Origin of the sequence: Accumulibacter sp. (genome assembly GCF_031732815.1) — a bacterium.
Lineage (GTDB): Bacteria > Pseudomonadota > Gammaproteobacteria > Burkholderiales > Rhodocyclaceae > Accumulibacter.
In genome coordinates this window covers 1-13,954 of record NZ_JAVMKF010000299.1, presented here as the reverse complement: position 1 = coordinate 13,954, position 13,954 = coordinate 1, and the positions used below count along the sequence as shown (strand labels likewise).

Annotated in this window: 8 protein-coding genes; 7 read left to right on the top strand and 1 reads right to left on the bottom strand. The window is 62.7% G+C overall.

The window, feature by feature from the left end; translation table 11 throughout:
• Positions 1-115 precede the first annotated feature (115 nt).
• The 6 genes from rpoH to RKP46_RS17405 all read left to right on the top strand — a co-directional run bounded on the left by rpoH (position 116) and on the right by RKP46_RS17405 (position 10,934).
• A complete protein-coding gene (rpoH, locus tag RKP46_RS17430; RefSeq protein WP_311107796.1) occupies positions 116-973 on the top strand; it encodes an RNA polymerase sigma factor RpoH in 858 nt (285 codons plus the stop codon).
• Between the two features lie 118 nt (positions 974-1,091).
• A complete protein-coding gene (gene dnaE, locus RKP46_RS17425; RefSeq protein ID WP_311107795.1) occupies positions 1,092-4,562 on the top strand; it encodes a DNA polymerase III subunit alpha in 3,471 nt (1,156 codons plus the stop codon).
• A 150-nt stretch (positions 4,563-4,712) separates the two neighbouring features.
• Positions 4,713-5,039: a thioredoxin family protein gene (locus RKP46_RS17420; RefSeq protein ID WP_311107794.1), complete on the top strand. Its 327-nt coding sequence runs from the start codon at positions 4,713-4,715 to the stop codon at positions 5,037-5,039.
• 36 nt (positions 5,040-5,075) lie between these two features.
• On the top strand, positions 5,076-6,257 hold the full coding sequence (locus RKP46_RS17415) for an efflux RND transporter periplasmic adaptor subunit (protein ID WP_311107793.1): 1,182 nt from the start codon (positions 5,076-5,078) through the stop codon (positions 6,255-6,257).
• Between the two features lie 13 nt (positions 6,258-6,270).
• Entirely contained in the window at positions 6,271-9,363 is a 3,093-nt protein-coding gene (locus tag RKP46_RS17410) for an efflux RND transporter permease subunit (RefSeq protein ID WP_311107792.1), read from the top strand.
• 260 nt (positions 9,364-9,623) lie between these two features.
• The gene (locus RKP46_RS17405; protein ID WP_311107791.1) at positions 9,624-10,934 is read left to right on the top strand and encodes a GNAT family N-acetyltransferase; all 1,311 of its coding nucleotides are present in this window, start codon (positions 9,624-9,626) and stop codon (positions 10,932-10,934) included.
• Positions 10,935-11,036: 102 nt separating this feature from the next.
• Here the strand turns inward: RKP46_RS17405 and RKP46_RS17400 are convergent, their stop codons facing one another.
• Positions 11,037-12,134, bottom strand: coding sequence for an AraC family transcriptional regulator (locus RKP46_RS17400; protein WP_409194163.1), 1,098 nt, complete (start codon positions 12,132-12,134; stop codon positions 11,037-11,039).
• Between the two features lie 170 nt (positions 12,135-12,304).
• Here RKP46_RS17400 and RKP46_RS17395 point away from each other — a divergent pair.
• Positions 12,305-13,954 (top strand): cobalamin-dependent protein (locus RKP46_RS17395; RefSeq protein WP_311107790.1); only part of this gene is annotated, 1,650 nt, incomplete at its 3' end.

Sequence of the window (13,954 nt, the reverse complement as noted above, 5' to 3'; positions counted from 1 at the left end):
CTGAGGGCCGGATGGATTCGAGCAGCGGGACTGAACTTTGAGCGACATTAGCACTCTCACCGCGCGAGTGCTAAAATGGAACGGAAAAGTCATTTCCGAGGAGGAATCAAGCCAAATGACCCAAGCAATCAGCCTGCCCACGCTCTCTGCGGTTGGCACCATCGACGCGTACATTCAGGCGGCGAGGCGCTTTCCCGTGCTCAGCGAAGACGAGGAGTTCAGTTTGGCGACGCGCTTTCGCGAGGAGAATGATCTGGACGCGGCGCGTCAGCTCGTTCTCTCGCATCTGCGGCTGGTCATCGCGATCTCGCGCGGCTATCTCGGCTATGGTCTGCCACACGCCGATCTGATTCAGGAAGGCAACATTGGTCTGATGAAAGCCGTCAAGCGCTTCGACCCGCGGCGCGGCGTTCGTCTGGTCTCGTTTGCCATCCACTGGATCAAGGCGGAAATCCATGAGTATGTGCTGAAGAACTGGCGCATGGTCAAGCTGGCGACAACCAAGGCGCAGCGCAAACTGTTCTTCAACCTGCGCAGCATGCGCGAAGGCAGCGAGGCGCTCAACCCCCTGCAGGTTGCCGACATTGCCCAGCGCCTGAACGTCAAAGCGGATGACGTGCTTGAAATGGATACTCGTCTGGCTGGGCACGACCTGGCGCTGGATGGCGACAGCGACGACGAAGATGCCTTTGCCCCGATTGCCTATCTGGCGGATCACTCGAGCGAGCCAACACGGGTGCTCGAAGCGCGTGCGCGCGACTCGCTGCACGACGAGGGGCTGCAGAGCGCCCTGGCCAGCCTGGACGCACGCAGCCGGCGAATCGTCGAAGCTCGCTGGCTGAGCGATGATAGCTCGGCGACCCTGCACGAACTTGCCGCCGAATTCGGCGTTTCGGCGGAGCGGATTCGCCAGATCGAAGCCAAGGCGCTGCAAAAGATGCGCCTCAGCCTGGCCCCGCTGGTGGCGGCCTAGTGACAGCTTGGTGACGGGCCGGTGACGGCCCGGTGGCAGTCGGCCGACGATTGCCACGCGCTGCGGTGCACGCAGTGATCAACTCCGATCGGTGCGCGCGGCGCGGTAAAATGACCGGATGTCCGCCCCACCGTTCATTCATCTTCGCCTGCATAGCGAGTATTCGGTTACCGAAGGCATCGTTCGCCTGCCAGACGCAGTGGCGCGGGCGGCAAGCTACGGCATGCCGGCGTTGGCACTTACCGACCTGAGCAATCTGTTCGGGCTGGTCAAGTTTTACTCGTATGCGAGAAGCAACGGAATAAAGCCGCTGCTTGGCAGCGACGTTACCCTGGCCAACGAAGCTGACCCCGATCGTCCGTATCGCCTCGTCCTGCTCTGCCGTTCACAGTTGGGTTACCGGCAGCTCTGCGATCTCCTGTCGCGCGCCTACCTCGCGCCGCGGGTTCGCGGGCGCGCCGAGATTACCCGGCGAATGCTGCGCGAGGTGGGCGTCGACGGTTTGATCGCACTGTCGGGCGGCGGCGCGGGCGATGTCGGTGAGGCCTTGCTGCAGGGAAATCAGGCCCAGGCGGCAAGCCGGGCGCGCTTCTGGGAGGCGCTTTTCCCGGACGCCTTCTATCTCGAGGTGCAGCGCTATGGCCAGGCGCAGCAGGAACTGCTGGTCGCCGAAACGGCGGCATTGGCGGCAGAAATGGATCTGCCGCTGGTCGCCACGCATCCGGTCCAGTTCCTCGAACGAGGCGACTTCAAGGCGCACGAAGCACGCGTGTGCATCGCCGAAGGCTATATGCTGGGCGACCCCCGGCGTCCCAGACCGTATACCGAAGAGCAGTACTTCAAGTCGGGCGAGGAAATGGCCGAGCTCTTTGCCGACCTGCCGGCGGCGCTCGAGAACTCGGTCGAGATTGCCCGCCGCTGCAATCTGCAGATCACCCTCGGCAAGAGTTACCTGCCTGATTTCCCGACGCCGGCAGGCATCACACTGGCCGATTTCCTGCGCCAGGAAGCGCGCGCCGGCCTGGAGAAGCGACTGCAGCAGCTTTTCCCCGACGAACTGGCGCGTGCCACGCAGCGCGCAGCCTACGACGAACGCCTGCAGCTCGAAACGGACACCATCATTCAGATGGGTTTTCCCGGCTATTTCCTGATCGTCGCCGACTTCATCAACTGGGCCAAGCGCAATGGCTGTCCGGTCGGGCCGGGCCGCGGCTCGGGCGCCGGCTCGGTCGTCGCCTACGCACTTGGCATCACCGATCTCGACCCCCTGCGCTACGCGCTGCTCTTTGAGCGCTTCCTCAATCCCGAGCGTGTTTCGATGCCGGACTTCGACATCGACTTCTGCCAGGACAACCGCTGGCGGGTGATCGAGTACGTGCGCCAGAAATATGGCGCCGCTGCCGTATCGCAGATCGTCACCTTCGGCACGATGTCGTCAAGAGCGGTACTCCGCGACGTTGGTCGGGTGCTCGATCTGCCGTACAACTTTTGCGATCAGATTTCCAAGTTGATTCCGGTCGAGGCCAACAAGCCGCTCTCACTGGCCAAGGCCATCGTCGCTGAACCGCAACTGAAGGCCAGGATAGACGAAGAGGAGGAAGTCCGTGAGCTGTTCGACCTCGCCGCCCGTCTGGAAGATTTGACCCGAAACGTCGGGATGCACGCTGGCGGCGTGCTCATCGCGCCAGGCAAGCTGACCGATTTCTGTCCGGTCTACTCGGCGGACGGCGGAGGCTCGGTCGTCTCGCAGTTCGACAAGGACGATGTCGAGAAGATCGGTCTGGTCAAGTTCGACTTCCTCGGTCTGCGCAACCTGACGATCATCGAACTCGCACTGAACTACGTCGAACGGTTGAGCGGGCAGCGCCCCGATCTGAGTGCGCTACCCTTCGACGATCCGCAGGCGTACCAGATTCTCCGGGACGGCAACACGACGGCGATCTTCCAGGTCGAATCGGAGGGGATGAAAAAACTCATCCGCAAACTCGCCCCTGACCGCTTCGAGGACATCATCGCGGTCCTTGCGCTCTACCGACCGGGGCCGCTGGGCTCGGGAATGGTCGATGACTTCATTCTGCGCAAGAAAGGGCAGCAAAAGATCGACTACTTCATCGATGATCTGAAGACCTGCCTCGAGCCGACCTATGGCGTCATCGTCTACCAGGAACAGGTGATGCAGATCGCCCAGATCATCGGTGGCTACACGCTCGGTGCTGCGGACCTGCTGCGCCGGGCCATGGGCAAGAAGAAGGCGGAAGAGATGGCGCTGCATCGCGACCTGATGCGCGTTGGCGCGAAGAAGCGGGGCTACGACGAGAGGCTGGCGATGCAGCTTTTCGACCTGATGGAAAAGTTTGCCGAGTACGGTTTCAACAAGTCGCATACCGCTGCCTATGCCGTCGTCACCTATCACACCGCCTGGCTGAAGGCGCACCATGGCGCCGCGTTCATGGCGGCGACGCTGTCGTCGGACATGGACAATACCGACGCGGTCAAGATCTTCCACGACGATGCGGTGGCGAACGGCCTGCGTATCCTCGGCCCGGACATCAATGCTTCCGAATATCGCTTCACCCCGGTCGATCGCTCAACCATCCGCTATGGCCTTGGAGCAGTCAAGGGAACGGGCGAACTGGCGGTGAACAACATCATCCAGGCGCGCCAGGCGAAAGGCCCATTCAAGGATCTGTTCGACTTTTCTCGGCGCGCCGACAAGCGTCTGGTGAACCGGCGGACGATCGAAGCCTTGATCCGCGCTGGTGCCTTCGATTCGCTCGACACTCAGCGGGCACGCCTGCTGGCTTCGGTCGGGATCGCCATGGAAGCAGCCGAACAGGCTGAGCGCAACGCGATGCAGGCGAGCCTCTTCGATCTCCTTCCCGGCGACGCCGATTTTCAGGACGGGCAGGGCGCGCGCTACGTCGAAGCCCCAGCCTGGAGCGAGCGACAGAAGCTCAACGAAGAGAAGCTGGCCCTGGGCTATTACTTTTCGGGTCACCCCTTTCACGCCGTGCAGGCCGAGGTCTCGCGTTTCGTCGCGCGCCCACTGGCGGCGCTCGAAGTACGCAAGGAAAGCCAGTACCTCGCCGGACTGGTCGTCGGCGTGCGCAGCAAGCTGACCACACGCGGCAAGATGGCTTTCGTCCAGCTCGACGACAGCACTACTTCGCTGGAGGTCTCGGTATTCAACGAAGTGCTCGAAGCCGAGCGCAGCAAGATCAGGGAAGACGAGGTGCTGATCGTCGAAGGGAAGGTGCAGCGCGATGATTTTGCCGGCGAGGGCCGCATCAAGGTCGTCGCCGACCGTCTGTTGACGCTTGCCGAAGCGCGCAGCCGATTCGCTCGCCACCTGCGCTTGTCGCTCAACGGTCAGGCGAGCAGCAACCCGAGCGCCGCGGTGCAAAGGCTGCGTGCACTTCTCGCCCCGTATACCCCGGGCGATTGCCCGGTTCGCCTCGCCTACTGCAACCGTGAAGCAGCGTGCGAACTGCTTTTTGGCGACGCCAGCCGGGTGCGCCTGGAGGATGAACTGCTCACCGCCTTGAGCGAATGGCTGAGCACCGACAACGTGCGTGTCGACTATGCCTAGCCGTTTCGTGTCCCGGCGGCCGTTCGTCGGGGCAAGCCGCTCGCTGTATGCTTTGCCGGCCGGCAACCGTGTCCGCGTTACCCGTTCGGCTTCGACCGACGGCTGGCTCGGCGGCTGCTTCCTTCTTCCACCCGCCGAAAGACTGCTGACGTGAATACCCCTTACCTTGCAAGCGAGCCGGCGCGCGACGAAATCGATGCGCTTGCCGGACCCACACTGGTCGAGTTTGGTGCGCCCTGGTGCGAGCACTGCCAGGCCGCTCAGCCGCTGATCCGGCAAGCGCTCGCCGAGCACCGACAGGTGCGCCACTTGCGCATCGAAGACGGGCCGGGGCGGCGCCTTGGGCGATCATTCCGCGTCAAGCTCTGGCCGACGCTGATTTTTCTTAGCGACGGTCGCGAGGTCGAACGTCTGGTCCGCCCGGGTGGCATCGACGAAATCGAACGTGCGCTGGCGTGTATTGATCGTCCTGCCTGAGGTAGTGCTCCCCGGCGCGGAAGGATGTCGGAAACGATGAGCCGGCGTTCCTGGTGGGGGGCAGCGCTCCTGCTCTCCCTCGTCGCCATTGCTGCGTACGGCTATCGCGTTTCGTCCCGTACCGACGCGAACACGCCGGCCAAGGTGCCGCCGCCGGTCCCGGTCAGCGTCGCGCTGGCAACGGTCAGCGACCTGCCGGTAGTGCTCGAGGTCGTCGGGCGGGGCGAGGCCTACGAAACGGTCAGCCTGAAGTCCCGTGTCGATGGACAGGTGGCAGCCGTCGTCTTTTCCCCCGGGCAGCGTGTGCGCGCGGGCGACGAACTCGTCCGGCTCGATCCTGCCGACCTTACCTTGCGCCTGCGCCAGGCAGAAGCGAGCCTGGGCAGGAGTGCGGCACAACTGAGCAAAGCGCAGATGGATAGCGCACGCCAGGCTGCTTTGCGCGAGCGCGGCTTCATCTCGGATGAGAAGGTCAACGATACGCGCACGGTCGAAGCGGTGACCGCTGCGACGCTGCGCGCTGACCGTGCGGCGGTAGAGCTGGCACGCGCGCAGCTTTCGTACACGACAATCCGCGCACCTTTCGCCGGTGTCGTGGGTGCGCATCTGGTCTTTCCCGGAGCAGCGGTCAAGCTCAACGAAACCGTTCTCGCCGTAGTCAATCGCGTTCGCCCACTGTACGTCACGTTCTCCGTCCCGGAAAAGCATCTGCCGCGCCTGCGCCAGGCGCTGGCTCGGGGTGGCGGCGCGGCGAGCTGCCGGCGGCCCGCTTGCCTGCAGGTCGAGGTGACGGTACCGGGCGAAACCGGGCGGCGCTTCGGCGGTGAGCTACGCTTCATCGACCATGCGGTCGACACGGCAACCGGCACGATTCAGCTCAAGGCCGTCGTCGACAACGACGACGAAGCTTTGACGCCCGGCCAGTTTCTGAACGTTGCCTTGACCCTAGATACGCTGCGGCAAGCCGTCGTCGTGCCGAATCAGGCGATCCAGCACGGATCGGAAGGCCCATTCCTCTTTGCCGTCAACGCCGAGGGCTCCGCCGAACTGCGGCGGATAGGCGTTGGCGCAAGCTTTGCCGGGGTGACTGCGGTGAGCGGAGCGATTCAGGCCGGCGAACGCGTGGTCACCGACGGACAGCTCAGGTTGAGCCCAGGCAGCAAAGTGCACGCCACCCCGGAGGCGTCCAGCCTGCCAGCAAGCGCCAACCAATCCTAGAAAGCGCCGGCCGATGCAGCTTTCCGAACTCTGCATACGCCGCCCGGTGATGACCACGCTGCTCGTCGTCGGGCTGCTCATTTTCGGGATCATCGCCTACCGTGGGCTGCCGGTGGCCGAACTGCCAAGCGTCGACTTTCCGACCATCTCGGTCACCGCCACTCTGCCCGGGGCATCGCCGGAAACGATGGCAGCGGCGGTCGCGACGCCACTCGAAAGTCAGTTCTCGACCATTGCCGGGCTGGACTCGATGAGTTCGACGAGTGCCCAGGGATCGACCTCGATAACCCTGCAGTTCTCGCTCGAGCGCAGCATCGATGCCGCCGCCCAGGACGTGCAATCGGCAATCTCCGGCGCCTTGCGCAAGCTGCCGCCGAACCTGCCCGCACCGCCGTCGTTCCGAAAAGTGAACCCGGCCGACTCGCCGATTTTCTACGTTGCCCTCTCGTCGACCACCCTGCCACTGCCGCTGGTCGACGAGTATGCCCAGACGCAGTTGGCGCAACGCCTGTCCACGATTCCAGGCGTTGCCCAGGTTCAGGTCCTGGGTGCGCAGAAATACGCGGTACGAATTCGCGCCGACCTCGATCGCCTGGCGGCACGCGGCCTGGGGATCGATGAACTGCAGCAGGCGATCGCACAAGCCAACGTCAACCAGCCGATCGGCAGCTTTGACGGCACCCGACAGACCTTTGCCTTGAAGGACAATGGGCAACTGTCGAACGCTGCGGCTTTTCGGCCGCTGATCATTGCCTGGCGCAACGGCGCGCCGGTTCGCCTGGAAGAGGTGGCGACGCCGGTCGATGGCGTCGAGAACGACCGGATAGCCAGTTGGAACGTCGACCAGCGCGCCATCGTTCTGGCGATTCAACGTCAGCCGGGCGCCAACACGATCGCGACAGTCGATGCGATCCGCAAGATACTGCCCGGTTTCCAGGCCAAACTGCCAGCGGCGATCACGATGAACATCCTCTACGATCGCAGCATTTCGATCCGCGAAGCGATCGAGGATGTGCAGTTCACGCTGCTGCTCGCCGGTTTTCTCGTCGTCCTGGTCATCCTCGTCTTTCTGCGCAACGCCTCGGCGACGCTGATTCCCAGCCTGGCCCTGCCAATATCGCTGATCGGCACCTTTGCTGCGATGCATCTGCTCGACTATAGCCTGGACAACCTCTCACTGCTTGCCCTGACGCTCGCCGTCGGCTTTGTCGTCGACGACGCCATTGTCATGCTGGAGAACATCGTTCGCCATCTTGAAGCGGGCGCGGCGCCTTTCGCTGCGGCGATCAACGGGGCGCGGGAAATCGGTTTCACGATCGTCTCGATGACGCTATCGCTGGTTGCCGTGTTCATTCCAGTGCTTTTCATGAGCGGCATCGTCGGTCGCCTCCTGCGCGAGTTCGCGGTGACCATCTGCATTGCGATTCTGGTTTCCGGTTTCGTCTCGCTGACCCTCACGCCAATGCTCTGCAGCCGCTATCTGCAGCCCGCCGCGCAGCAGCAGCACGGCCGAGTGTTCGCTCTCTTCGAAGCCTTCTTCGCTGCTTTGCTGGCGGCCTACGAACGCAGTCTGGCTTGGGCAATGGCGCGGCCGGGATGGGTTCTGGCCACCTTTAGCGCCAGCCTGCTGGCCACCGGCGCCCTGTTCGCCATCGTTCCGAAGGATTTCATCCCGAGCGGCGACAGCGGACGACTGATTGCCTTCACCGAAGCTGCTCAGGACGCGTCCTTCGCCTCGATGGTCGAGCATCAGCGGGCAGCCGCCGCGATCGTTGCGCGTGACCCGAACATCCGCTCGTTCATGTCGTCGGTCGGCGCCGGCGGCATCCGGCCAACCGCGAATACCGGAACGATCTTCATGCTGCTGAAACCGCCGGGCGAGCGCCGACTGACGCCCGACGAGGTGATCCAGGAACTCAGACCCAAGCTCGCCGCCGTCCCCGGCCTGAAGGTGTATCTGCAGAACCCGCCGGTGATTCGCATCGGCGGACAGATCACCGCTGCGCAGTACCAATACACCTTGCAGGACGCCGATCTCGACGAACTGTATCAGTGGACGAATACGTTGCTCGGGCGGATTCGTGCCCTACCCGGGTTGATCGATGTGACGAGCAACCTCAACAACCTCAGTCCGGTCGTCGCACTTGAAGTCGATCGTGACAAGCTGACGACGCTGGGCCTGAGCTTTGCGCAAGTTGAAGACGCCTTGCAAAGTGCCTTCAGTGCGCGCCAGATTTCGACGATCTACGGTTCAACCAACCAGTACCAGGTGATCATCGAGGTTGCGCGCGAATTCCAGGCCGATCCGTCGATGCTCTCACGCCTCCACGTGCGCGCCGCCAGTGGCCGCCTGGTACCGCTGGACACGGTCGCCCAGGTGAGCCGCAAGACGCAGGCGCTGACCGTCAACCACCAGGGGCAACTCCCCTCGGTGACGATTTCCTTCAATCTCTTGCCGGGCGTCTCGCTCGGCGAGGCGGTAAGCCGCGTCAAGGCACTGGAAAAAGAACTCAAGCTGCCGGTTTCACTGAGCACCAGTCTGCAGGGAACGGCGCAAGCTTTCGAATCCTCGCTGCAGGGGCTGGGAATTCTCCTTCTGATCGCCGTGCTGGTGGTCTATCTCGTGCTGGGAATTCTCTATGAGAGCTTCGTGCATCCGCTGACCATCCTGTCCGGCCTGCCGGCGGCTGGCCTCGGTGCCTTGCTTACGCTAATGATCTTTCGCGTCGATCTGAGCCTCTACGCCTTCGTCGGAATCATCATGTTGATCGGCATCGTCAAGAAGAACGCTATCATGATGATCGATTTCGCCCTGGTGCGCCAGCGCCAGGACGGTCGACCGGCATCGATGGCGATCTTCGAGGCAAGCGTCGTCCGCTTTCGGCCGATCATGATGACGACGATGGCCGCTCTCGCCGGCACGCTGCCGATCGCTCTCGGCCTGGGCGCAGGCGGTGACGTACGGCAGCCGCTGGGCTTGGCGGTCGTCGGCGGCCTGCTCGCTTCGCAGTTTCTGACGCTCTACCTGACTCCGGTGATCTATGTCTTTCTCGAACGTCTGACCGGTCACCTGGGTGTGCGTCGACCCACCCATCGGCACGCCTGAAGCGTGGACGAGGACTTCACGCACCATGGCGCACGATTGCGCGTCGCCCGTTGTCACAGACAGAATCCGGCGAAACGGTGTTTGGTAAGATAGCGGCAAGGCGGCGCCCGGCAGCGCGCTGACGCGCTGCACCTTGCGCGCGGATTTCGGTACAGTACACGATTGCTCTAGGTCATTTGGCCATCGACTGCAGCATGGGAGTTCTTACCAGCGATGAAGAGTGTTTTCGGCGGAGCTTGTTCGTTGCTGAGGGGATGTGAATGATCAGGAAAATTGCCTTGCCGGTACGCAAACTGATGCACGGGATGCTGCGAAGGGCGTTCAACTTTCTTCCCAGAAAACGGCGTTTTGCCGTGTACCGTAACTTCGTAGACTGCAATCCCGCGCCGAGCGACCGACTGGTCTTGAAGATTGCCGAAACCCAGGAGGAACTCGAAGCCTGTTTCACCTTGCTGCACGACGCCTACGTTGGCAGCGGATTCATGAAACCTGATCCCTCCGGCATGCGGGTGACGATCTACCACGCACTGCCAACGACAACAACGCTTTGCGCGAAGTACGATGGTGAGGTTGTCGGCACGCTCTCGCTGATCCGCGAGAGCGTCCTCGGCTTCCCGCTACAGAGGATCTTCGATCTGACGGCCATTCGGGAAAAGAAGGGCAAGATTGCCGAAGTGTCGGCTCTGGCCATTCATAAGCGCTTCCGACGGACCGGCGGCAGCATCCTTTTTCCGCTGATGAAGTTCATGTACGAGTATTGCACGACGTTTTTCGACACCCGGCACCTGGTCATTGCGGTCAATCCGGCGCACATCGAAATGTACGAGTCGCTGCTCTTCTTCGAGCGGCTGACGCAGAACGTGGTGGAAAACTACGATTTCGTCAACGGCGCACCCGCCGTCGGGGCAACGCTGGACCTGCGCTCGGCGCCGGCAATCTTCAAGAAGAACTATGGCTCGCGGCCGCCCAAAAAGAACCTGCATGCTTTCTTCACCGAAGTGCAACTGCCCAATATCAAGCTACCCCCGCGCCGCTTCTATACGACCAACGATCCCGTGCTCACGCCCGAGCTGCTCAACTACTTCTTCAACGTCAGGACAAACGTCTTTGCCCAGTTGAGCGACCGCAAGAAGTGTCTGCTGCATACGATCTATGACTTGCCGGCTTATCGTGATGTTCTGCCGGTCGTCCCGGAAGGAAACCAGGACGACAAGAGCCGTCGGCGGCACCGTCGCTTTTCGGTCAGGTGCCCGGCCAGATTCACCGTGCTTTCGCCCGATGGCACTGAAAACACGGCTGGACTGGAGATTTTTCAGCTCTCGCGCTATGGATTCCTCGCGCACGCGGTAAAGAACGTGCCGATCAACGTCTGGGGCGAAGTCATCATTCAATTGGGGCCTGCCGAGGTGTCGCGCATCCAGGTTTGCGCGTCGCGCGAATCGGATGGCGGTATCTACGGTTTCCAGATGGGAGAACCGGATCTCAACTGGCGCAAGTTCGTCAACGCACTTTACGGCGGAAGCACGCACGCAGACCTCGAGAATGCCACTCGCTTCATGATCGAAAAGTGATCGACGCCGAGCCCGCAGCACGCCGACCCGACCCTGCACCCGAGCGACCTTTGGGCACCGCCGCCAAGACGCTTTTCCGTCCCTCCTCGCCGATCCGCCCGGTCAGGTCGGTTGTCGCTGGGCGAGGCTTTGCAGTTTCCGGCGGTAGCCGGCAGGTCCCATTCCTGTCCATCGTCGAAACGCGCGATAGAAGGCGGCAGTATCGGCAAAGCCGAGCTCGCCAGCGATGCGCGCGATCGGCAGCGTGCTCTTGGCCAGCCTGCTGATCGCCAGATCGCGCCGCAAGGCATCCTTGACCGCCTGAAAGCAGGACCCCTCGTCTTCCAGCCGGCGATGCAGCGTGCGTGGCGACAGGTGCAGGGCGCGCGCCACCGCCGCCTGCGAAGGCGCGCCGGGCAGACTCTCGCGCAAAACGTTGCGGACGCGCAGGACCATTTCGCGGTCGCGTCGATAGAGCGTCGTCAGCTTGCCGGGAGCTCCGTCGAGGAAAGCCTGCAGCGCGGCTTCGTCGCGACGAATCGGCAGATCGAGCAGGTTGGCGGCGAAACTGGCGGCCAACGTCGGCGTATCGAACGTCGATTGTGCCGTGTAGATCAGCGCGTAGTCGTCCGCATGCGCTGGGCGCGGGTAGGGAAAGCTTACCGAGTCGAGGACCAGGACGCGCCCGACGAGCCAGGAGAACAGCCCATGCAACAAGCGCAGCAACCATTCGAAAGCAAAAATGCGTCCGACCGACAACGGCCGCATCTCTTCGATGATCAGTCTGGCCTGCTCCGCGTCGCCGCTCAGGCTGACCTTCAGATCGGGCAGGACCAGCCGCAGGAAGCGGATGCTGCGGGCGATCGCTTCCGCCAGGGTCGGCGCGGTTATCACGCTGCGACAAAGGAACTCGAAAGTGCCGATTCGCATCGGCACTGAAAACAGAGCAAAGCCCTCGTCATCAAGTTCCTGGTTGGTCAGATTGTAGAGATCGGCGTAACGGTCGACGGGAACGCGCGCCGTTGCCTCGCCCAGCAGTTCGGGCGCCAGCTGCGCGCGTCGAAGCAGGGCTGCCGGGTCACGACCGGCGTGCCGCAGGCCGGCCAGCATGCCGTGCACGAAGGCGATCGCCACCGTCGCCCGGGGGGCCGGGCCATGCCCTCCGGTGTGCGGCATGCGAGTCGGCAGCTCGCCGTTGGCAGTCTTCTCAGGGTCGTTCATCGTCTCCTCGCAACACTGTGTATTGACAGAATAATTCAAGTTGGCAGAAATTACATTGTGCAAGGCGCATCGGGTAATGGCTTTCTTGCCGTCAACTTCCTACCATGTGCGTCCGCGCGTCGTTCCTGGCTAGCTGAACGACCTGACTGATTCTCTTGGAGCCGAACCTCATGACCGATCTTTCCATCGCCAAGAAGCTCTCGCCCTACAAACCCAAGCACAAGGTGCGCTTCGTCACCGCTGCTTCGCTGTTCGACGGGCACGACGCATCGATCAACATCATGCGCCGGATTCTGCAATCGACCGGCGCCGAGGTGATCCATCTCGGGCACAACCGTTCCGTTCAGGAAATCGTCAATGCCGCGCTGCAGGAGGATGTGCAGGGAATCGCCATCACCTCCTACCAGGGCGGCCATGTCGAGTTCTTCAAGTACATGATCGACCTGCTGAAAGCGGGGGGTGGGGAGAACATTCAGGTTTTTGGCGGCGGCGGCGGCGTCATCGTGCCGAGCGAGATCGCCGAGTTGCACGCCTACGGTGTCGCTCGCATCTACTCGCCGGAAGACGGCCAGACGATGGGCTTGCAGGGGATGATCAACGAAGTCGTCAGCCGGGCCGACGTCGATGTTTCCGGCCTTGCGCCGAAAGACCCGGACGCCGTGCTGGCTGCCTTGAAGGCTGGTGATCGGCGCAAACTGGCGCAAATCATCACGGCACTGGAAAACGGCGTCTACCCGGAAGCGCTGCGCAAGAAGATCGTTCAGGCAGCGGCAGCGGCCAAGGTGCCAACGCTGGGCATCACGGGTACCGGCGGTGCCGGCAAGTCGTCGCTCACTGACGAGGTTGTGCGTCGTTTCCGCATCGATCAGGCGGACACCCTGCGTCTGGCGATCATCTCGATCGACCCCTCACGCAAGCGCACCGGCGGCGCGCTGCTCGGCGACCGCATCCGGATGAATGCCATTGAGCATCCGAATATCTACATGCGCTCGCTGGCGACGCGAGAGACCGGTTCGGAGGTCTCCGCTGCCCTGCCGGAGGTCATTGCCGCCTGCAAGCTTGCCGGCTTCGATCTGGTGATCGTCGAAACCTCCGGCATCGGGCAGGGCAATGCCGCGATCGTTCCGCTGGTCGACGCCTCGCTCTATGTCATGACGCCGGAATTCGGTGCGGCATCGCAACTCGAGAAGATCGACATGCTCGATTTCGCCGATTTCGTGGCGATCAACAAGTTCGACCGCAAGGGCGCCGAGGATGCCCTGCGCGATGTCCGCAAGCAGTATCAGCGCAATCACGAAGCGTTTTCCCAGGGGCTCGAGGAAATGCCGGTCTTTGGTACGATCGCCGCCCGTTTCAACGACGACGGAATCACCGGCCTGTACCAGGCGATCATCGCCAAGCTGGGCGCCTGTGGCCTCAAGCTCAAGCGCGGCAAGCTGCCGCTGGTCGGCGTGCGCAAGTCTTCAAACCAGCGCGCCATCGTCCCCCCGCAGCGGGTGCGCTATCTGGCCGAAATCGCCGAGGCCGTCCGCAGCTATCACGCGCATACGGCGGAACAGGCGCAGGTCGCTCACCAGCGGCAGGCCCTGCGCACGGCAAAAGCGCTCTTCGTTGGCTGCGGCAAAGCGGCGGGCGACTTCGACGAGTTGATCACCTGGAAGGACAGCCAACTCGACCCGCGGGCAAGAAAGCTGCTCGACATGTGGCCGAAGACTGTCGAGCTCTACGCGCAGGATGAGTACGTCGTGAAGATTCGCGACAAGGAGATTCGCACCCGGCTGACCAATACCTCGCTTTCCGGTTCACGCATCCGCAAGGTC

Bases quoted from the DNA above. Each gene is read 5' to 3' on its own strand.
- RKP46_RS17400 (WP_409194163.1), bottom strand. From the start codon at position 12,134: ATGAACGACCCTGAGAAGACTGCCAACGGCGAGCTGCCGACTCGCATG.
- RKP46_RS17415 (WP_311107793.1), top strand. From the start codon at position 5,076: ATGAGCCGGCGTTCCTGGTGGGGGGCAGCGCTCCTGCTCTCCCTCGTC.
- dnaE (WP_311107795.1), top strand. From the start codon at position 1,092: ATGTCCGCCCCACCGTTCATTCATCTTCGCCTGCATAGCGAGTATTCG.
- RKP46_RS17410 (WP_311107792.1), top strand. From the start codon at position 6,271: ATGCAGCTTTCCGAACTCTGCATACGCCGCCCGGTGATGACCACGCTG.
- rpoH (WP_311107796.1), top strand. From the start codon at position 116: ATGACCCAAGCAATCAGCCTGCCCACGCTCTCTGCGGTTGGCACCATC.
- RKP46_RS17405 (WP_311107791.1), top strand. From the start codon at position 9,624: ATGATCAGGAAAATTGCCTTGCCGGTACGCAAACTGATGCACGGGATG.